The sequence below is a fragment of the Ruegeria sp. TASC047 genome, assembly GCF_059612445.1.
In genome coordinates this window covers 122,824-142,053 of record NZ_JBXWQP010000028.1, presented here as the reverse complement: position 1 = coordinate 142,053, position 19,230 = coordinate 122,824, and the positions used below count along the sequence as shown (strand labels likewise).

The window sequence follows — 19,230 nt, the reverse complement described above, 5'->3', positions numbered from 1 at the left end:
ATTACTGCACCAGATAGGGTTTGTGATAGGGTTTCGTCTGACGGCCGAACACATCGTCCGAAGGAAAATCGCCCATCAGGTAAGGGTGCATACCCTGGTTCTTGAGGTTTTGCAGGAACTTCCCGAAGCCGGACAGGTCGACCATTGTGGGCGCTTCTGTCAGGTGGCTGGACTGATGCGCGCCAATCTCATCCAGGATTGTCTGCAGGGGCTCCATCGGCGCTTCAAGGAAATCGGCCAGCGACCAGCTGCGCATCCGCGCCTTGGTCCAGACCGAGGTCAAAACCTCAAGCTGTTTGGTTTCGATCTGTTGCAGACGCGCGGCCTCGCTCCGGATGTCCGAAAAATTCAGGTTCGACCGGAACAGCGGAATCGCCCAGGCCCCGGTGATGACCGAGATTTGCGCATTCTTGTCCCGCGCCAGAAACCAGTTGATGTCCTGTGTGTCGCGGGGGCTGAACTGGAAACACTGGCGTTCGCCGCGTGTATTCCAGATCAGGTTCGACAGAAAGGCCGTTGGATTGTAATCCCGCAGCAAAGCACAATCGCTGAGCGCACCGTTTGTAATGGTTTCACCCTTTGCAAATTCTGCACGCTCGGGTCCGAACAGGTGCCCGTGCACGCGTGTGCCAGTGGCCGCAGCCAGCCATTCTTCGAAATCTTCAAACAGTTCGGAAAAGCCCTGAAATACGGAATAGGGTGACGAGGTAAGGCCGTTTTCACTGCCGTGCCGGGGAAACCGGCTTTGCATGTACAGCCCGTCACGCCCCCGCGTCCGCCGCTCGACCGCCTTGGAAAACACGCGGTCAATCTTGCCGGGGTTGGGTTCTGCCGGTTTCATCGCACTGGCCTGATCGGTCAGAAACGCCTGATACAGCCGTTCCGCACGGGGCCAGATCTTGCGGGCAACAAAACAGTCTGACCGCCGCAGCAATTGCAGATGATCGTCGTAGAAGATGTGCGGGCGGCCCTGATAGTCGAACTTGGACAGGGTCAGGGATCGGCTCTCGATATGTGTGGAATACAGCCGCGCCAATGTCTGGAAATAGCTTTCATCCGGGATCCACACATGGCGGAAGTAGCTGTCATATTGTTTGCGCTTGGGATCTTGCAAAATGGCAGACAGTGTTTGACGGGTCAGGCACCACCACTGGCTGCCCATATGCGGGACTAAACCGTCGGGGATTTTCCGGCGAAACCCGACCGCGCGCTGAAGCTTTACATATGCGTCGAATAATCCGCGCTGTTTTCGCCAGGAAAACGGGAACCGCAGCGTAAACCGTTCATGATCCAACCCGCCGATTGTCCAGCTGACATCAGACGTTGTCGCGCTTTCGATGAAATCGACACGGGGCCGGTCGGCTAGGTAGTCAATCAACTCCTGAACCGGGCGCAGCGGCAGGCAGGCCCCCGACGACAGGAAGATGTGGCGCGTTTCCGGAAATTCTTCCAGCATCAGTTCGGACGCAGTTTGTGAGGCGGCAACGATGCCCCACCCGCCCCAGTCGCATTGATGCCGGTCGGAAAATGCGATCCGGGGATTGTCCGAACAGGACGCAACACATCGCGCATATTCTTCACCCGGTACTTTGCGATCCACATGGATCACAACCGGGCATCCGGCAGCGGTCCAATGGCGCGCGACCTGTTCGGCCCGGTCCAGCGAGGTATGAACCAGCATGACGACGCCCAGACCGCTCATGCCCAGTTTCCCTTTGACATCAGGCCCAGAATCTCAAGCTGCCGCCAGTTGATATAGGCCTCGGACCACTCGCACCAGAATACGGGCTTGTCTTCAAGCTGTGCGGCATAGGCTTTGTATTCGCCCGAACCGCTATAATGCTGGCGGCGTTGCAATTCTTCACGCGCCTTGTCGCCAAGGGTGTCGATCAGCTTGGCATGAAGCAACGAGCCGCTGGCTTTTTCCCCACCCCATTCGTCGTAAACCTGATTCAGCCCGCGGGGCAAAAGCGAGTGGGTCGAGCTGACATAGACATACCGCCGATCCCATTTGACCAGGGGGATCTTGTTCAGTGCCGGGGCTTTGGATGGCTTGTCGCGAAAGAACACGCGCGCCCGCGCTCCCCCCTGAATCCACAGGTTCTTGTAATCGGGGTTCTTGGTGATCGTGTAATTCCCCGGGTCGAACCACCGCGCGATTTCAAAGGGATCCTGCCCCTCGCGATAGGTTTCGGCATCCACAGACCCTTCGGGGTACATGTCGATCAGCATGGTGCCAAAGCTGCGCACGGCACTTCCGTCCAGCCAGTCTGTCAAGGCGCGGATCGGGCGGGTGTCGCAGAAGGGGTAGATGAAAAACTCATCCGGGTCGACGCTCAGAACCCAATGTCCATGCGCGTATTTGCGCAGAATGTAATTCGACCAGTCCAGACCATAGCTTGCACGTTTATAGCCGCTTGTCGTCCGCCAGACCGATACATCGGACTGCTGTTTCAGGAATTCGAAACTGCCGTCATCGCTGTCATTATCGATGAACAGAAAATGGTCGATGCCCAGTTTGCGGTAATACTCCAGAAAGTACGGCAGGCGAATTTTCTCGTTTCGCACAACGCTCATCAACAGGATACCGTCACGGCGGATGGCAGACGTGTTGTTGCTGGCGGGCTTAAGTTCGCGCCGACGTCTGAGGCAGCGCAGAATACGGCGCTTGCGCCGCAATCTCATCTTGTATGATTCAAACAGGCTCACGCGACTGCCCAACCTTTATTATAACGCGAGCTTTCCCCGAACCCGCCGCGACCGTTGGTTGCGACAGGGCATTGTCGGTTTATGCCACTTCTACCTCTTCTGAGGCAACTTTTTTAAACCCCGGAAATGGTAAAGGTGCCGTTGATCCCCCCCGATTTGTTTTCAAGACCAGCCGCCGTCACGCATCAGCCCCATCTCCAGCAACTGCGACCAGCCGGTATAGCGCACTGAGTGCGGGGCCCACATGTCTGGTTGACTGAGTATCTGATCGTAATACGAGCCGAACTGGTTCGGGTCATGAAAATGCTGGCGGCGCAGCTTTTCAGTTTTGGATTTTTCAATAATGTCCGGCAGAAATTTCGTATGCAGCAGCACGCCGGAAGGGGTGTCGCCGCTTGGCCCGTCATACACTGCGTTCAGACGACGGGGCAGGGCGGAATGGCACGAGTTTACATAGGTATAGCGCCGCGACCAGCGCATCAACGGGATCTTGTTCAGTGTGGGGGATCGCTGCTGCGTTTGGGCAAAAAACACCCGCTCGCGTGCGCCGCCCTGAACCCACAGGTTTCCCATCGGGCTTTGCCGCTGCGCGCGATACGGGCCTGCGTCAAACCAGTTCAGCACCTCGATCGGGTCCGTGTCCGGGTCATAGGTTTGTTCGCCCAACGACCCTTTTGGATACAGATCCAGCATCAAAGCGCCAAACCCGGCCCGTCCCTGCCGGTCCAGCCATTCTGTGAGCTCATGCAGGGAATGGCGGTCGTGCCGGGCATAAACCAGCAACTCATCCGCATCGACCATCAGGCACCAGTGGCCATGGCCGTAACGTATCTGTAGCCAGCTGAGCCAGTCCAGCCCAAAGCGTGATCCGCGATAGCTGGACCGGGTCTGCCAAAGGGACACATCCGGTTGATCCTGCAGAAATTCAGCCGAGCCGTCTTCGCTGCCGTTGTCGACGATCAGAAAATGGTTCACACCCAGCCGGCGATAGTGACGGAAGAACCACGGCAGGCGGGTAATCTCATTGCGCAAGGTGGTAAAGGCCAGCACGTCGCCGCCCCGTATCCTGCTTGTCTGATCTTTCAGGCAGGTCAGTTGATGTCGGCTGCGCATCGAGCGCCAAAGAAGGCGTCGCCGTTTCCAGCGCAACCGGTATTCCTGTCGCCAACCGATATCAGGAAGTGTCTGAACCGTATTGGACGTCACCGGGGCCTCATTTCTCGTAGTGGCCGTTCTGATGCCAGCGCCAGGCATCCGCAATCATCGTCTCTAACGTTGACCTTTTCGGCTTCCATCCCAGTTCGGTTTGGGCGCGGACGGAACCGGACACCAGCTTGGTGCAATCGCCCGCCCGTCGGGCGCCGACCGAATATGGCACAGGGCGGTTGGTGACGGATTTGGAATGCTCAATCACCTCAAGCACGGAAAACCCCGAGCCGGTGCCCAGATTGAAAACACGGCTTTCTTTACCCTGTTCCAGCCAGCCCAGCCCCAGAACATGCGCGTCGACCAGATCACAGACATGGACGTAGTCGCGAATACATGTGCCGTCCGGCGTATCGTAATCGGTGCCAAAAACGGTCAAACCCTCGCGCTTGCCATCAATCGCGTCCAGCATCAGGGGGATCAGGTGGGTTTCAGGCCGGTGAAATTCGCCCACTTCGCCTTCGGGATCGGCACCAGCAACGTTGAAGTACCGGAAAATGACATGGCGCAGCCCATGGGCCGCTTCGAAATCCCTCAGGATGTCCTCGATCGCGCGCTTTGATGCACCATAGGCGTTCAGCGGGTGTTGGGCGGTGGCTTCGTCCAGAACCACATTGTCATGCTCGCCATAGGTGGCGCATGTGGACGAGAACACGAAATCCAGACAGCCCGCCGCAACCGCAGCCTCGACCAGCGTCAGCGATCCGGTCACATTGTTCGACCAGTACAAACCGGGCTGCCGCATCGCGTCGCCCACTTGGCTGAGCGCCGCAAAATGCATCACCGCAACCGGCTTGTGTTTGGCAAATACCTCGTCCAGACGTGCCCGGTCCAACAGGTCGCCCTGTTCAAACGGCCCGTATTTCACCGCATCCTGCCAACCGGTGACTAGATTGTCGTAGGTCACGGGAACATAGCCCACCTGCGCAAGCGCCTTGCAGGCATGCGACCCGATATATCCGGCACCACCGGTCACGAGGATTGGTTTCATGAAGCGTCCTTTGGAACCAGATTGCCTGTCATCGAGATATGGGAACCGCGGGGCGTCATGGGCAAAACCGGCTACTCCAGCCCCATCGCCGCCATCATCTCTTCGATCTTGGGCACGTCCTGCGGGTTGTTCAGCTCCCAGAACTGACGGCCCTTGGCGTCAACCTCGACGCACAGAACCCTGCGGCCATTTTCCATGAACCTGAGCTGTTCAAGACCTTCCAGCTTTTCCAGAGGGCCTGTTGGCCAGCCCGGATAGGCCGCCAACGCATCAGGCCGATAGGCATAGACGCCGACATGGTGAAACACCGGCGTGGGTTCATCCCCGCCATAGGTTTCTGAGGTGAAAGGCACGACCTCTTTCGTGAAATACATCGCGCTGTTGTCGCGCCCGAACACGGCGGTTGTTCCGCCAACACGGCCATGTTTGCGGTCATTCAGCAGGCTGTTCAAAGCGTCACCGTCGCAACGCAGGACGGGTGTGGCCACGCCAGCGTCGGGTGCCGCGCGCAGCCCTGTGATCAGGTCCTCGACAAACCAATGCGGTGTCAGGGGTGCATCGCCCTGAAGGTTGACCACGATGTCATATCCGCTGCCCAGAACCTTGTGCGCCTCAGCGCAGCGTTCGGTGCCGTTTTGGCAATTTTCCGAGGTCATCACCACCTCGGCACCAAAGCCTTCGGACAGTTCGCGGATGCGGTCGTCATCGGTTGCGACCACAACCCGGTCCACACCCGCGACTGAAGTGGCTGCCCGCCAGGACCGTTCGATCAGTGTCATCGAAACGCCGGTCGCGCCGGTCAGCGGCACCAATGGCTTGCCCGGATAGCGGGTCGAGGCATAGCGGGCGGGGATGGCGATCAGAACTGACATCAGGCCTCCTTCAGCTTAACACCCGGAGCGTACGCGATAAAAAACGGGTTCGCATAGCCCTCTTTGCCATAGAGAAGCGGCGCGTGATCGTCAAATCGCACAACCTGGCCTCCGGCCCCGGCCAGTACTGCGTGCCCTGCCGCCGTGTCCCACTCCATCGTGCGCCCGACCCGCGGATAAAGATCCGCCTCGCCCGTCGCAACCAAACAGAACTTGAGAGACGATCCCGCGCTTTTGCTGTCCTTGACCTGATACTTGTTGATGTAATCCTCGGTGGCCTGATCCCGGTGCGACTTTGACGCCACGACCAAAAGCGCGGAATTGTCCGGGTTAGAGACTGATATTGGGGTCAGGGTGCCGGGTGCATCCTTGTCAAACGCGCCCGTTTCCTCGACCGCCTGACCATCGGGCTGCGTATAGAACATGCGACCCCGCGCCGGGGCATAGACCACGCCCCGTGTCGGCGTTCCGTTCTCGACCAGTGCGATGTTGACGGTGAAATCGCCACGGCGGTTGATGAATTCCTTGGTGCCATCCAGCGGATCGACAATCAAAAAGGTATCCCCCTTCTCGGAATGCGAGGCGGCCTGTTCTTCGGTGACCAGCAGGATATCGGGGAAGGCCTGACGCAACCCGGCTGAAATCAGCGCATCGGCTGCCTCATCCGCTTCGGTCACAGGGCTGGAGTCTGATTTGACTTTGACGTCGAAATCGTCTGCCTCATAGATTTCCATGATCCTGTCGCCTGCCTCAAGGGCCAGACGCCGGATGACGGGAATAAGCGCGTCGTAGGTCACAAAAATGCTCCGTTCCTGTGGTTTGTTGATCCAAACTCGTGACCGACTTATGATGCGACGGTTACCGAACGGCAAGATATTCATGCCAGGTTAGGGACGACGAGGCAGGAAAGACCCTTTAAGTGTTCTATTACAAGCGCAATCAAACGCTGCTGGGCGGTGCACTGACGACTGCGGAACTGGTGTTCCACGCGGTGGTGCGCAACGTGCGCGCGCAGCATCCGAATGCGGTGATCGCGATCCTGCTTAACGTTGTGCAATTGCTGGTGATGATGGTTACCTTCTATCTGCTCATGTCGCTGATGGGCCGGGGCGGGGTCGCCAGAATCAGGGGCGAATTTCTGCTGTATGTTCTGTCGGGTGTGTTCCCGTTCATGTTGCACATACAATCGATTGGCGCGATTTCCGGGGTTGGATCCTCCAATAACCCGATGATGCTGCATTCACCGATGAACGTAATGGTCACGATTCTCGCTGCGGCCTTCAGCACTTTCTATAAGTTCCTGCTGGCCATGTTCATCATCCTGTTCGTCTACAGTGTCGCGGTTGCTCCGCTTGAGGTGCAGAACCCCGGCGGCGCCTTCGCAATGCTGGTGCTGGCCTGGTTTACCGGCTGCGCGGTGGGGCTTGTGTTCATGGCGTTGAAACCGTGGGCCCCGACGACCGTTTCGATGCTAACCAATATATATCGCCGTCTGAACATGGTGTTTTCCGGCAAGATGTTCATTGCGAACGCATTGGGTGGCGGGCTGTTGATGATGTTTGCCTGGAACCCGCTGTTTCACATCATCGACCAGACCCGCGGGTTCGTGTTCCGCAACTATTATCCAAGAAACACCAGCTGGGAATACGCGGCCTGGGTTGGAATCGCCCTGTTGATGATCGGTCTTATGGGTGAGTTCTTTACCCGTCAGCACGTGTCGAAAAGCTGGAATGCGCGCCGCTAACGCGCCACCCGCAGCGTAAGATTTATGCGCCCGCTTTTGGGCAGCAGGCGCGAGGATCCGAACCTGATCCGATCCACACCGTGATATGCCAGCCGCGCCGGACCGCCCATGACGACCACATCCCCCGAGCTCAGCCAGATCGACTCGGTCTTGCCGCCGCGCGTCGTGCTGCCAATCCGAAACAAGGCATCGTCGCCCAGCGAAACCGACAGGACGGGCCATGAAAAATCTGCCTCGTCCTTGTCCTGGTGCAGGCCCATCTTTGCGCCTTCACCGTAGTAGTTGATCAAACAGCAATCGGGCGCTCGCTCGGTGCTGACCAGATCGCGCCAGATATCCAGAATGGCGGCGGGGATTTCCGGCCAGTCACCACCTTTGGGGTGCTGATCCTGATACCGGTACCCCGCCTTGTCGGTCACCCAACCCAGATCGCCTGCCGAGGTCATCCGAACTGACATCTCCTTGCCCGAAGGAGTAACCGGTCGGAACAGGGGCGCAGCTTTCAGAATCGGGCGCAAATCCGCGATCACCCGCGACTGGGCCGCAGGATCAAGATAACCTTTCCTGATATCGAACCCCCGCAAAACCAATCGCGCCATTCCGGAAACCCCAATCCTTTCCAATTCCTTGCCAAAAAAGGCATCAGAATCCCTAAAACCTGCGTTCTACGGTGCTTGCAGGCCTCTGGTCTCGCCCTTATATACGCCGGGACGCGCGATGGTAGTGCTGTCGCGCACATCAGGTCGGGGGCGGGATGCCGTAACGGGTCCGGTCGTCGAGACATCGCCTTGAAGAGAAAGGGATTGCAAAAATGGGAAAAGTAATCGGGATTGACCTCGGGACCACCAACTCTTGCGTGGCCATCATGGACGGTTCGCAGCCGAAGGTTATTGAAAACGCCGAAGGGGCGCGGACCACGCCCTCGATCGTCGCCTTCACTGAAGATGAGCGACTGGTCGGTCAGCCTGCAAAGCGTCAGGCGGTCACCAACCCCGACAACACGATCTTTGGCGTCAAGCGTCTGATCGGTCGCCGTGTGGATGATGCCGAAGTCGAAAAAGACAAGAAAATGGTGCCGTACGCTATCGTCGATGGCGGCAATGGCGACGCGTGGGTTCAGGCCCGCGGTGAAAAATACTCCCCAAGCCAGATTTCGGCCTTCACTCTGGGTAAGATGAAGGAAACTGCGGAAAGCTATCTGGGTGAGGAAGTCACGCAGGCGGTCATCACCGTTCCCGCATACTTCAACGACGCACAGCGTCAGGCCACCAAAGACGCCGGTAAAATCGCCGGTCTGGAAGTGCTGCGGATCATCAACGAACCGACAGCTGCCGCTCTGGCCTATGGTCTGGACAAGCAGGAAACCCAAACCATCGCAGTCTATGACCTTGGTGGCGGTACCTTCGACGTGACCATTCTGGAAATTGACGACGGCCTGTTCGAGGTCAAATCGACCAACGGCGACACCTTCCTGGGTGGTGAAGACTTTGACATGCGCATCGTCAACTACCTGGCGGATGAGTTCAAAAAGGAACACGGTGTCGATCTGTCTGCTGACAAGATGGCCTTGCAGCGTCTGAAAGAAGCCGCCGAAAAAGCCAAGATCGAACTCAGCTCGACCTCGCAGACCGAGATCAACCAGCCGTTCATCTCGATGGGTTCCAACGGTCAGCCACTGCACATGGTCATGAAACTGACCCGTGCCAAGCTGGAATCCCTGGTCGGTGATCTGATCAAGAAGTCGATGAAGCCGTGCCAGGCTGCTCTGAAAGACGCCGGTCTGTCGGCTGCTGACGTGGACGAGGTTGTTCTGGTCGGTGGTATGACCCGGATGCCGAAAGTGATCGAAGAGGTCACGAAGTTCTTCGGCAAAGAGCCGCACAAGGGTGTGAACCCGGACGAAGTGGTTGCCATGGGTGCCGCCATTCAGGCCGGTGTTCTGCAGGGCGATGTCAAGGATGTGGTTCTGCTGGACGTGACCCCGCTGTCGCTGGGCATCGAGACGCTGGGTGGCGTGTTCACCCGCCTGATCGACCGCAACACCACGATCCCGACGAAAAAGTCTCAGGTCTTCTCGACCGCCGAGGACAACCAGAACGCCGTGACCATCCGCGTGTTCCAGGGCGAGCGTGAAATGGCTGCGGACAACAAAATCCTCGGTCAGTTCAACCTCGAAGACATCCCGCCCGCACCGCGTGGCATGCCCCAGATCGAGGTGACCTTCGACATCGACGCCAACGGCATTGTCTCGGTTTCGGCCAAGGACAAAGGTACCGGCAAGGAACAGAAGATCACCATCCAGGCATCAGGCGGTCTGTCCGACGAAGACATCGAAAAGATGGTCAAGGACGCCGAAGAGAACGCGGAAGCCGACAAGGAACGCCGCGAGCTGGTCGACGCCAAGAACCAGGCGGAAAGCCTCATCCACTCGACCGAAAAGTCGATGGAAGAGCATGCCGACAAGGTCGACCCGACCACGATCGAAGCCATCGAGCTGGCCATCGCCGCACTCAAGGACGAGCTGGAAACCGACAATGCCGACAAGATCAAGTCTGGCATCCAGAACGTCACCGAAGCAGCGATGAAGCTGGGTGAGGCCATTTACAAGGCGCAGTCCGAAGAGGCCGAGGACGAGCCTGCCGCAGCAGATGCCGCACCAGGTGAAGACGATATCGTCGATGCCGAGTTCGAAGATCTGGACGACGACAAGCGTAACTAACGGGTGACCGTGCCAATGTAGGCCGGTCCGGATACCGGGCCGGCCTATTTACGTTGAGGCAGAAGGAAATACTGATGTCAAAACGCGACTATTACGAAGTGCTCGGCGTGTCCAAGGGCGCTTCGGCGGATGAGATCAAGAAAGGCTTTCGCACGAAAGCCAAAGAGCTGCATCCGGACCGCAACAAGGATAACCCGGATGCCGAGGCGCAGTTCAAGGAAGCCAACGAGGCTTATGACGTGCTGCGCGATGCCGACAAAAAGGCGGCCTATGACCGCTTTGGCCACGCCGCCTTCGAAAACGGCATGGGTGGTGGTGGTCGGCCTGGTGGCGGCTTTGGACAGGGCGATTTCTCCAGCGCGTTCTCGGATGTGTTCGATGACCTGTTCGGCGATTTCATGGGTGGGCAACGTGGCGGTGGCGGTCGACGCGCTGCGCGCGGCTCGGACCTGCGCTATAACCTGCGCGTATCGCTGGAAGAGGCGTTCTCGGGCCAGCAGAAAACCATCAATGTACCGACAGCCGTGGCATGTTCTTCCTGCGAAGGAACCGGTGCAGAAGGCGGGGTCGAGCCGACAACCTGCCCCACCTGTTCCGGCATGGGCAAGGTACGGACGCAACAGGGCTTCTTTACGGTCGAACGAACCTGCCCCACCTGCTCGGGTCTGGGTCAGATCATCAAGAACCCCTGCAAATCCTGTAAGGGCGCAGGCCGCGTCGAAAAAGATCGCGCCTTGTCGGTCAACATCCCCGCTGGTGTCGAAACCGGTACCCGTATTCGTCTGGCAGGTGAAGGCGAGGCCGGAATGCGCGGTGGCCCTCCGGGCGACCTCTACATCTTTGTGGAAGTGTCTGATCACAAATTGTTCGAACGCGACAGCGTGAACCTCTATTGCCGCGTACCGGTCAGCATGGCCAAGGCCGCGCTGGGTGGATCGATCGAGGTTCCGACAATCGATGGCGGGCGTGGGCGGGTGCAGATTCCGGCTGGCAGCCAGTCGGGCCGGCAAATGCGCCTGCGCGGCAAAGGCATGCCCGCGCTGCGTGGCGGCGGTGTTGGGGACATGTTCATCGAACTGGCCGTCGAAACCCCGGTCAACCTGACCAGCCGCCAAAAAGAACTGCTGCGCGAGTTTGATGACCTGGGCGAAGACAACCACCCGGAATCAAAAAGCTTTTTCTCATCCGTCAAATCCTTCTGGGACGGCATGAAAAGCTGACAACCAGGGTTACGGGGGCTCTGCCCCCGCCGCCCGTTCCAGGCGCCTCCCCCGGGATATTTCCGGCCAGATGAAGCAGGGATCCTTTATTCATCTGGCTCTAAATATCCCGGAGCGCGAGGCAGAGCCTCGCAAAATACTCCCTAAAGACATTCAATTGGCCTTATCAGATGACCAAAAGTGGCAATGCATTTGCCAAATTGGGTCTTGATTCCAACCGCTGACCCTGAAATTGTCCGCGACAACCGTTGGGGTGCCCGTATCAGGGCTGAGAGGTGCAACCGCGCTAACCCATCGAACCTGATCCGGGCAATTCCGGCGTAGGGAACGGTCTTATGAACACAGACGTTTTCCCTACCTCGTTGCCCAAAGAAGATGGAGCAACGACATGGCGGCAATTGCCCTGACCATTGCAGGGTCTGACAGCGGCGGAGGCGCCGGGATTCAGGCCGATCTGAAAGCGATGTCTGCGTTGGGTGTTTTCGGCGCTAGTGTCATTACCGCTGTTACGGCGCAGAACACGCAAGCCGTCACTGCGGTGCATGGGGTTCCGCTGGATGTCATTGCCGCTCAAATCGACACGGTACTCAGCGATCTGGATGTGACGGCCATCAAGATCGGAATGCTTGCGACGCCGGAGATCATTCATACAGTGGCCCGATGCCTGGAAGCGTTCAAAGGTCCCGTCGTTCTTGATCCTGTCATGATCGCAAAATCCGGAGATGCGTTGTTGGCGCAGGAAGCGGTCCGGACTCTGCGCGAAGTGATGGTGCCAGCAGCGACTGTGCTGACACCCAATCTGCCCGAAGCGGCATGTTTGCTGGATGCGAAACCGGCGCAATCACCGGACGAGATGGCTGCACAAGGCGAGGCCCTGTGCGCTCTGGGCGCGGGTGCGGTTTTGATGAAGGGCGGGCATGGGTCGGGCGATGTCTGCCACGATCTGTTGGTCGACCCCTCAGGCGTCGTGGCCGCATTTCAGGCCCCGCGTCAGAACACGAGAAACACCCACGGAACCGGATGCACCCTGTCGTCTTCGATCGCCGCCGGTCTGGCCAGGGGCCTGCCGCTGAGGGATGCGATCGCGCAGGCGCATAATTATCTGCAAGGGGCCATTGCGCGGGCGGATGAGCTGAAGATTGGTGCCGGGCACGGTCCTGTGCACCACTTCCACCGGATCTGGCCCGCATGACTCTCTGGTCGGTCATAGGTGCGGGCGTTGCGGGCCTGGCCGTGGCCAGCGAGCTTGTGTCACGCGGCGCAAGGGTGCAGGTTTTCGATCCGGGCGGCCCGCCCGGCCCGCATGGGTGTTCCTGGTGGGCCGGTGGGATGCTGGCCCCCTGGTGTGAATATGAAAACGCGGAAGAACCGGTGCTGCGGCTGGGGCAGGAAGCAATCGAATGGTGGGCACAGCGAACACAGGTAAACAGAAGTGGAACCCTTGTGGTTGCCAACGCGCGCGACCTGCCCGACCTGCGCCGGTTTGCACGCCGGACCGAAGGGTTCAGCGAGGTTGATCGCACGGAAATACTCGAATTAGAGCCTGATCTGAGCAAGTTTGGCAAAGCTCTGTATTTTGAAAACGAAGCGCACCTTGATCCTCGTCAGGCGTTGCGCGATCTGCATCGTCACCTGCAAGTCGCAGGCGTGGAATTCCACCGAAAGCTGGCTCCGGCGCAACTGGACAACGCCATAGACTGCCGGGGTTTGCACGCGCGCGAATATCTGCACGACCTGCGCGGCGTGAAGGGTGAGATGCTGGTTCTTCGTTGCCCCGATGTGACCCTTTCGCGCCCGGTGCGGCTGTTGCATCCGCGGATGCCGCTCTACATCGTTCCGCGCGGCGATGGCGTCTACATGCTGGGCGCAACCATGATCGAATCTGAGGACAGCAGCCGCATCACCGCGCGTTCGATGCTTGAACTGCTCAGCGCGGCCTATGCCGTGAACCCGGCCTTTGGCGAGGCTGAGGTGCTGGAGATCGGCGTCGACCTGCGCCCCGCTTTCCCGGACAACCTGCCGCGTATCCGGCGATTGGGCCGGACAATTTATGCCAACGGGCTTTATCGCCATGGCTATCTGCTGGCCCCTGCACTGGCGCGGGGGGTCGCTGATCTGGCATTGGACAACACACATTCGGAGATGGTCGATGAAGATCGTGCTTAACGGCGAGACGCGCGATGTGCGCGCGGAAACCCTGTCGGATCTGTTGCTGGAATGCGGCTTCTCGGGTCGTGTGGCCACCGCCGTGAACGAAGATTTCGTGCCGTCAAGCCTACGTATTGGGCACAAACTGACCGATGGCGACCGGATCGAAGTTGTCGCGCCGATGCAGGGGGGCTGAGGATGCGAACGTTCTACGGCATCGAACTGCCGAACCCCTTGATGCTGGGCACCGCCCAATATCCCAGCCCCGCCATTCTGGAACAGGCCTTTCGCGAAAGCGGTGCGGCGGTTGCAACGGTATCGCTGCGGCGGGAATCCGGCGCGGGGCAGACATTCTGGCAGATGATCCGTGAACTGGGTGTTCTGATCCTGCCAAATACGGCTGGCTGTCATACGGTGAAAGAGGCGGTGACCACAGCCCATATGGCGCGCGAAGTGTTTGATACCAAATGGATCAAGCTGGAACTGATTGGCCACACCGACAGTTTGCAGCCGGATGTGTTCCAGCTGGTCGAGGCCGCGCGCATCCTGACCGAAGACGGGTTTGAGGTGTTTCCCTACACCACCGATGATCTGATCGTGGGCGAACGCCTGCTCGAAGCGGGGTGCGAAGTGCTGATGCCGTGGGGGGCGCCTATCGGGTCCGGGCGCGGGCTGAACAACGAATACGCCCTGCGGTCGATGCGGGCCGAGTTCCCTGACACGCCGCTGGTGGTGGATGCCGGGATCGGCCTGCCCAGCCACGCGGCCCATGCGATGGAACTGGGTTATGATGCCGTTCTGCTGAACACCGCTGTGGCCCGTGCCGGTGACCCCGTTCTGATGGCCAAGGCGATGGCGCAGGCAATCCATGCCGGACAACTGGCCCATCAGGCAGACCCGATCGAGGCACGCGATATGGCCGAACCTTCGACCCCTGTTGTTGGAAAGGCCTTCCTGTCATGACGCTGGACCGTTTCTATCCGATCTTCGATCACTCGGACTGGCTGCGGCAGATGCTGCCCCTGGGTGTCAAACTGGTGCAGCTGCGTATCAAGGATCAGCCGGTTGGAGTGGTGCGCGATCAGATTGCCGCCTCGCGCGATCTGTGCCGCGACTACGGCGCGGTTCTGGTGATCAACGATTACTGGCAGCAGGCCATCGATCTGGGTTGTGACTGGGTTCATCTGGGGCAAGAAGATCTGGATGATGCCGACCTGAAAGCCATCCGAAAAGCGGGTCTAAAGCTGGGCGTTTCCACTCATGACGATGATGAGCTTGAGCGGGTTCTGGCCATGGATCCCGATTACGTGGCGCTGGGTCCCGTCTATCCGACCATTTTGAAAAAGATGAAATGGCATCAGCAGGGCCTGCCCCGCGTGACCGAATGGAAGGCGCGGGTTGGCGACATTCCTCTGGTCGGCATTGGCGGCATGAGCGTCGAGCGCGCAGCGGGGGTGCTGGCAGCCGGGGCCGACATCGTCTCGGCCGTCACGGACATCACGTTGAACGCCGACCCCGAAGCGCGGGTACGTGCTTGGATCGAGGTCACGAGATGAACCGCCACGCCCGCCAGACGCTGCTGCCCGAGGTTGGGACCGAAGGACAGGCCCGCCTGACTGCGGCCCGTGTTCTGGTGGTCGGCGCAGGTGGTCTGGCCGCGCCGCTGCTGCCGCTATTGGCCGGGGCCGGGGTGGGGCATATCACAATTGTCGATGGTGACATCGTCGATCTGTCGAACCTGCATCGCCAGACATTGTTTTCAGAAGAAGATTGCGGGCTGTCAAAGGCCGAACGCGCCGCTGACCGATGCCGTGCGTTGAATGCCGAAATCGATGTGGTTGCCAAGAAAATGGCTCTAACAGGGGAAAATGCGCCCGATCTGGTGTCGCAGGCAGATATCATTCTGGATTGTGCCGACAGCTATGCGGTCAGTTATTTGCTGTCGGATACCTGTCTGGCACAAGGCAAGCCACTGATCAGCGCCTCGGTACTGGGGCTTTCGGGTTATGTGGGCGGCTTCTGCGGCAGCGCGCCTTCTCTGCGAGCCGTTTTCCCCTATGCGCCGGATAGCGGCGCAAGTTGCGCCACGGCGGGTGTTCTAGGCCCCGTTGTCGGTGTGATCGGGTCCATGCAGGCGCAGATGGCGCTGAACCTGATCTTGCGGCTTGACCCTTCCCCGCTTGGGCAGATGGTGCAATATGATGCGCGAACCCTGCGCAGTACCGGGTTTCGTTTTGATGACGCGCCGGAACCGAACAGCTGTTTCCGCTTTCTCTCTGCCAGTCAGTTGAAGGAGACAGACCAGATTGTCGAACTGCGTGACCCGGACGAAGCGCCGGTTCCAGCTCACCCGAATGCGACGCGCATTTCACCCGAAGAAATTCAAATAATAGACTCTAAAAAAGGGCAACGCCTTGCTCTTTGCTGTGCCACCGGGCTGCGCGCATGGCGCGCTGCCGAGAAAATCCAACCGATTTGGCCGGGCGAGATTGTCCTCGTCGCGGCCTCAACCTCCTGAGAAAAGGAAACGTGAGATATGAAAAAGCTGATGACAGCCTTTGCCCTTCTGGCCGCCGCGCCAGCCTGGGCCGAAGACAAGATGACCGTCCTGCTGGACTGGTTTATCAACCCCGACCATGGGCCCATCATCGTGGCGCAGGAAAACGGCTACTTTGCCGAGCAGGGGTTGCAGGTCGAAGTCGTTGCCCCCGCCGACCCATCCGCACCGCCACGTCTGGTGGCCGCTGGTCAAGCGGATTTGGCAGTATCCTATCAGCCGCAACTGCATTTGCAGATTCACGAAGGGCTGCCGCTGAAACGGGTCGGCACGCTGGTCGCAACGCCCCTGAACTGCCTGCTGGTTCTGAAGGACGGCCCGATCAAATCGCCCGCTGACCTCAAGGGAAAGAAAATCGGCTTTTCCGTCGCCGGTGTGGAAGAGGCCATCCTCAGCACCGTGCTTGGCAAATACGACGTCGCGCTGGATGATGTTGAGATGATCAACGTGAATTTCTCGCTCTCACCCTCGCTGATGACCGGTCAGGTGGACGCGGTGATTGGCGCCTATCGCAACTTCGAGCTGAACCAGATGGATATCGAAGGCCGCCCCGGCACCTGTTTCTATATCGAGGAAGAAGGTGTGCCGTCTTATGACGAACTGATCTATGTCGCCAACCCCGATACGATGGACAAAGACAAGATCGCCCGTTTCCTGGCCGCGACAGAAAAAGCGACTCAGTACATCGTCAACAACCCGGAAAAAAGCTGGGAGGTCTTCTCGGCCACCTCACCCGAGTTGCAGGACGAGCTGAACGCGCGCGCATGGGTCGACACGCTGCCGCGCTTTGCCCTGCGTCCCGCCGGGTTTGACGCTGGCCGATATGCCCGGTTCGAAGCATTCCTGAACGACAGCGGCATGATCGACACTGTCCTGCCCGTCAGCGACATTGCCATAGACGTCACCGCGCAATGAGCGATTATGGCAAAGCCTTTGCGCTGATGCGCGATGCGGCGCAGGGGCCGTGGCGGGATTACACCCGCCACGCTTTTGTCGAAGCCCTGAAAGACGGCACCCTGCCACGTCCGGCGTTCCTGCACTATTTGCGTCAGGATTACGTGTTCCTGATCCACTTCTCGCGCGCCTGGGCGCTGGCCGTGGTGAAATCGGAAACACATGCTGAAATGCTGGCGGCGTCGCGTACCGTGAACGGCCTGATCAGCGAAGAGATGAAGCTGCATATCGGTATTTGCGAAGCAGAAGGCATTTCGCAGTCCGATCTGTTTGCAACGCCTGAACGGCCCGAGAATCTGGCCTATACCCGCTTTGTTCTCGAGGCGGGCTATAGCGGTGATCTGCTGGATCTTCTGGCCGCACTTGTACCGTGCGTCATGGGATATGGTGAGATTGGCACCCGCCTGTCTGCGGAAGCAACATCCACATCCTATCGTGGCTGGATCGATACCTACGCGGATGAAGGCTATCAGAACGCCTGCGCGGCCGTGGGCGAATTGCTGGATTCGGCTCTAACACGAAGGATTGGGGCGGATTTTCAATCGTCACCTCGCTGGGATCGTCTGTGCCGGACGTTCCGTACAGCGACGGAATTGGAAATCAATTTCTGGCAGATGGGTCTGACCCCATGACTCCGGCACCCGATCTGACCATCAACGGCACAGCCACGATCGACGGCACGACTCTGTTCGCGCCGCTGACCCTGACGCTTGACGCCGGGGCGTGGACCTGTCTGCTGGGTGGATCGGGTGTTGGAAAAACCACGGTCTTGCGGCTGATTGCCGGGCTGGAAACCGGAGCTGAATTCTCGGGCCGGATCACCGCCAACGATGGCCAGCCGGTTTCGGACCGGGTTGCCTATATGGCGCAGGACGACCTGTTGCTGCCTTGGGCGAGTGTTGCGCAGAACGTCTCGTTGGGCGCGCGGCTGCGGGGCGAGAAAGTTGACGTTGACCGGCGCGACCGCCTGATTGAACGGATGCGGTTGCAGGACCATATGACCAAAAAACCGCCCGAGCTTTCGGGCGGGCAGCGTCAGCGCGTGGCACTGGCCCGCACCCTGATGGAAGACCGGCCGATTGTGTTGCTGGATGAACCCTTTTCCGCCCTTGATGCCCGAACCCGTGCCGATATGCAGGATCTGGCCGCCGAGGCGCTAAGAGGCCGCACTGTCCTTCTGGTGACCCACGATCCGGGCGAGGCCGCGCGTCTGGGGCAATCCATCGTCGTCATGACACAGCACGGGCTGACGCCCTGCGACCCGCCGGTTGCTCCAGCCCCGCGCAGCGTGGATGATCTGCAGACGCTGGAAACACAAGGCGCGCTTTTGCGGCTGTTGCGAGGGGGCGGTGTATGAAGTCCCTCTCTGTTCTGGCTGCAACCCTGTTTGCCCTTGCCATCTGGCAGGGGATCGTGACCCTGACCGGATTGCCAAAATTCATCCTGCCCGGTCCCGCAGTGGTTGCCGAGACCTGGTGGCAGAACCGCTGGCTGATTGCAGAACACACCTGGATCACAGCCATCGAGGTCATTATCGGCCTTGCCTGCGGCACGCTGCTGGGCGTTGTCACCGCATTGCAGCTGGCCAATTCCCGCGCCGCACGGGTTCTGGTACAGCCAATGCTGGTGTTCACTCAGGCCCTGCCGGTCTTTGCGCTGGCCCCGTTGCTGACCCTGTGGCTGGGCTATGGCCTGTTGTCCAAGGTCGCGATGGCGGTGCTGATCATCTATTTCCCGATCACGTCGTCCTTTTTTGACGGTTTGATGCGGACACCGCAGGGGTATCTGGACCTTGCGCGCACGATGCAGGCGGGCAAGCGCGCTGTGTTGTGGCACATCCGTATCCCTGCGGCGTTGCCGTCTTTGGCCTCGGGGATGCGGCTGGCGGCGGTGTATGCGCCGATCGGTGCCGTGATCGGCGAATGGGTCGGTTCATCGCAAGGTCTGGGATATCTGATGCTGCTGGCCAATGGCCGCGCCAAGACGGACCTGATGTTTGCGGCGATGCTGACGCTGGGCGTGTTTTCGATCCTTCTGCACATGATTGTACGCCGCGCCACCGCGCGTATGGCAGGAGAGGCGCGTTAACCTTTCGGAAAGTGATTCTGCG

The 19,230-nt window shown here is 59.3% G+C and carries 20 protein-coding genes and 1 riboswitch; of the genes, 13 read left to right on the top strand and 7 right to left on the bottom strand.

Annotated elements, in window-relative coordinates:
- Position 1: 1 nt before the first annotated feature.
- The 6 genes from AC2FLO_RS07500 to cysQ form a co-directional block, all read right to left on the bottom strand.
- Entirely contained in the window at positions 2-1,702 is a 1,701-nt protein-coding gene (locus AC2FLO_RS07500; protein ID WP_496753248.1) for a DUF5927 domain-containing protein, read from the bottom strand.
- A complete protein-coding gene (locus AC2FLO_RS07495) occupies positions 1,699-2,685 on the bottom strand; it encodes a glycosyltransferase family 2 protein (RefSeq protein ID WP_496753247.1) in 987 nt (328 codons plus the stop codon). The genes AC2FLO_RS07500 and AC2FLO_RS07495 overlap by 4 nt, the downstream gene beginning before the upstream one ends.
- Positions 2,686-2,871: 186 nt before the next feature.
- Positions 2,872-3,915 (bottom strand): glycosyltransferase family 2 protein, encoded by a 1,044-nt coding sequence (locus AC2FLO_RS07490; RefSeq protein ID WP_496804281.1) that lies wholly within the window; start codon positions 3,913-3,915, stop codon positions 2,872-2,874.
- Positions 3,916-3,922: 7 nt separating this feature from the next.
- Positions 3,923-4,906, bottom strand: coding sequence for a UDP-glucose 4-epimerase GalE (gene galE, locus AC2FLO_RS07485; protein ID WP_480586975.1), 984 nt, complete (start codon positions 4,904-4,906; stop codon positions 3,923-3,925).
- Between the two features lie 71 nt (positions 4,907-4,977).
- Complete coding sequence (locus AC2FLO_RS07480) at positions 4,978-5,778, bottom strand: 3-deoxy-manno-octulosonate cytidylyltransferase family protein (RefSeq protein WP_496753245.1); 801 nt, start codon at positions 5,776-5,778, stop codon at positions 4,978-4,980.
- On the bottom strand, positions 5,778-6,575 hold the full coding sequence (gene cysQ, locus AC2FLO_RS07475; RefSeq protein ID WP_496753244.1) for a 3'(2'),5'-bisphosphate nucleotidase CysQ: 798 nt from the start codon (positions 6,573-6,575) through the stop codon (positions 5,778-5,780). Before cysQ ends, AC2FLO_RS07480 begins: the two co-directional genes overlap by 1 nt.
- Positions 6,576-6,697: 122 nt before the next feature.
- Between cysQ and AC2FLO_RS07470 the strand changes: the two genes are divergently transcribed.
- Positions 6,698-7,522: an ABC transporter permease gene (locus AC2FLO_RS07470; RefSeq protein ID WP_267364436.1), complete on the top strand. Its 825-nt coding sequence runs from the start codon at positions 6,698-6,700 to the stop codon at positions 7,520-7,522.
- Here the strand turns inward: AC2FLO_RS07470 and AC2FLO_RS07465 are convergent.
- The gene (locus AC2FLO_RS07465; RefSeq protein ID WP_496753243.1) at positions 7,519-8,121 is read right to left on the bottom strand and encodes an alpha-ketoglutarate-dependent dioxygenase AlkB family protein; all 603 of its coding nucleotides are present in this window, start codon (positions 8,119-8,121) and stop codon (positions 7,519-7,521) included. The genes AC2FLO_RS07470 and AC2FLO_RS07465 overlap by 4 nt on opposite strands.
- Positions 8,122-8,333: 212 nt before the next feature.
- Between AC2FLO_RS07465 and dnaK the strand changes: the two genes are divergently transcribed.
- The 12 genes from dnaK (at position 8,334) to AC2FLO_RS07405 (ending at position 19,208) form a co-directional block, all read left to right on the top strand.
- Positions 8,334-10,241 (top strand): molecular chaperone DnaK, encoded by a 1,908-nt coding sequence (gene dnaK / locus AC2FLO_RS07460; protein WP_496753242.1) that lies wholly within the window; start codon positions 8,334-8,336, stop codon positions 10,239-10,241.
- A 74-nt stretch (positions 10,242-10,315) separates the two neighbouring features.
- Positions 10,316-11,461: a molecular chaperone DnaJ gene (dnaJ, locus tag AC2FLO_RS07455; protein WP_496753241.1), complete on the top strand. Its 1,146-nt coding sequence runs from the start codon at positions 10,316-10,318 to the stop codon at positions 11,459-11,461.
- Between the two features lie 239 nt (positions 11,462-11,700).
- Positions 11,701-11,805, top strand: a riboswitch (TPP riboswitch).
- Positions 11,806-11,849: 44 nt separating this feature from the next.
- A complete protein-coding gene (gene thiD, locus AC2FLO_RS07450; RefSeq protein WP_496753240.1) occupies positions 11,850-12,653 on the top strand; it encodes a bifunctional hydroxymethylpyrimidine kinase/phosphomethylpyrimidine kinase in 804 nt (267 codons plus the stop codon).
- Positions 12,650-13,627, top strand: coding sequence for a glycine oxidase ThiO (gene thiO / locus AC2FLO_RS07445; RefSeq protein WP_496753239.1), 978 nt, complete (start codon positions 12,650-12,652; stop codon positions 13,625-13,627). Before thiD ends, thiO begins: the two co-directional genes overlap by 4 nt.
- Positions 13,611-13,805, top strand: a complete 195-nt coding sequence (gene thiS, locus AC2FLO_RS07440) for a sulfur carrier protein ThiS (RefSeq protein WP_480494004.1) — start codon at positions 13,611-13,613, stop codon at positions 13,803-13,805. The genes thiO and thiS overlap by 17 nt, the downstream gene beginning before the upstream one ends.
- A gap of 2 nt (positions 13,806-13,807) precedes the next feature.
- Positions 13,808-14,572, top strand: a complete 765-nt coding sequence (locus AC2FLO_RS07435) for a thiazole synthase (RefSeq protein WP_480474355.1) — start codon at positions 13,808-13,810, stop codon at positions 14,570-14,572.
- The gene (locus AC2FLO_RS07430; protein WP_480586952.1) at positions 14,569-15,165 is read left to right on the top strand and encodes a thiamine phosphate synthase; all 597 of its coding nucleotides are present in this window, start codon (positions 14,569-14,571) and stop codon (positions 15,163-15,165) included. Before AC2FLO_RS07435 ends, AC2FLO_RS07430 begins: the two co-directional genes overlap by 4 nt.
- Positions 15,162-16,127 (top strand): HesA/MoeB/ThiF family protein, encoded by a 966-nt coding sequence (locus AC2FLO_RS07425; RefSeq protein WP_496753238.1) that lies wholly within the window; start codon positions 15,162-15,164, stop codon positions 16,125-16,127. Before AC2FLO_RS07430 ends, AC2FLO_RS07425 begins: the two co-directional genes overlap by 4 nt.
- A gap of 18 nt (positions 16,128-16,145) precedes the next feature.
- Positions 16,146-17,081 (top strand): ABC transporter substrate-binding protein, encoded by a 936-nt coding sequence (locus AC2FLO_RS07420; RefSeq protein WP_209598962.1) that lies wholly within the window; start codon positions 16,146-16,148, stop codon positions 17,079-17,081.
- The gene (gene tenA, locus AC2FLO_RS07415; RefSeq protein WP_496753237.1) at positions 17,078-17,752 is read left to right on the top strand and encodes a thiaminase II; all 675 of its coding nucleotides are present in this window, start codon (positions 17,078-17,080) and stop codon (positions 17,750-17,752) included. Before AC2FLO_RS07420 ends, tenA begins: the two co-directional genes overlap by 4 nt.
- Complete coding sequence (locus AC2FLO_RS07410; RefSeq protein WP_496753236.1) at positions 17,749-18,477, top strand: ABC transporter ATP-binding protein; 729 nt, start codon at positions 17,749-17,751, stop codon at positions 18,475-18,477. The genes tenA and AC2FLO_RS07410 overlap by 4 nt, the downstream gene beginning before the upstream one ends.
- Positions 18,474-19,208 (top strand): ABC transporter permease, encoded by a 735-nt coding sequence (locus AC2FLO_RS07405; protein WP_480538346.1) that lies wholly within the window; start codon positions 18,474-18,476, stop codon positions 19,206-19,208. Before AC2FLO_RS07410 ends, AC2FLO_RS07405 begins: the two co-directional genes overlap by 4 nt.
- Positions 19,209-19,230: the final 22 nt, after the last annotated feature.

Coding starts and splice junctions, on each gene's coding strand:
- AC2FLO_RS07495 (WP_496753247.1), bottom strand. CDS start 2,685: ATGAGATTGCGGCGCAAGCGCCGTATTCTGCGCTGCCTCAGACGTCGG.
- dnaK (WP_496753242.1), top strand. CDS start 8,334: ATGGGAAAAGTAATCGGGATTGACCTCGGGACCACCAACTCTTGCGTG.
- AC2FLO_RS07425 (WP_496753238.1), top strand. CDS start 15,162: ATGAACCGCCACGCCCGCCAGACGCTGCTGCCCGAGGTTGGGACCGAA.
- AC2FLO_RS07410 (WP_496753236.1), top strand. CDS start 17,749: ATGACTCCGGCACCCGATCTGACCATCAACGGCACAGCCACGATCGAC.
- AC2FLO_RS07465 (WP_496753243.1), bottom strand. CDS start 8,121: ATGGCGCGATTGGTTTTGCGGGGGTTCGATATCAGGAAAGGTTATCTT.
- AC2FLO_RS07435 (WP_480474355.1), top strand. CDS start 13,808: ATGCGAACGTTCTACGGCATCGAACTGCCGAACCCCTTGATGCTGGGC.
- AC2FLO_RS07480 (WP_496753245.1), bottom strand. CDS start 5,778: ATGTCAGTTCTGATCGCCATCCCCGCCCGCTATGCCTCGACCCGCTAT.
- thiS (WP_480494004.1), top strand. CDS start 13,611: ATGAAGATCGTGCTTAACGGCGAGACGCGCGATGTGCGCGCGGAAACC.
- AC2FLO_RS07500 (WP_496753248.1), bottom strand. CDS start 1,702: ATGAGCGGTCTGGGCGTCGTCATGCTGGTTCATACCTCGCTGGACCGG.
- AC2FLO_RS07430 (WP_480586952.1), top strand. CDS start 14,569: ATGACGCTGGACCGTTTCTATCCGATCTTCGATCACTCGGACTGGCTG.
- thiD (WP_496753240.1), top strand. CDS start 11,850: ATGGCGGCAATTGCCCTGACCATTGCAGGGTCTGACAGCGGCGGAGGC.
- dnaJ (WP_496753241.1), top strand. CDS start 10,316: ATGTCAAAACGCGACTATTACGAAGTGCTCGGCGTGTCCAAGGGCGCT.
- galE (WP_480586975.1), bottom strand. CDS start 4,906: ATGAAACCAATCCTCGTGACCGGTGGTGCCGGATATATCGGGTCGCAT.
- tenA (WP_496753237.1), top strand. CDS start 17,078: ATGAGCGATTATGGCAAAGCCTTTGCGCTGATGCGCGATGCGGCGCAG.
- AC2FLO_RS07420 (WP_209598962.1), top strand. CDS start 16,146: ATGAAAAAGCTGATGACAGCCTTTGCCCTTCTGGCCGCCGCGCCAGCC.
- AC2FLO_RS07405 (WP_480538346.1), top strand. CDS start 18,474: ATGAAGTCCCTCTCTGTTCTGGCTGCAACCCTGTTTGCCCTTGCCATC.
- thiO (WP_496753239.1), top strand. CDS start 12,650: ATGACTCTCTGGTCGGTCATAGGTGCGGGCGTTGCGGGCCTGGCCGTG.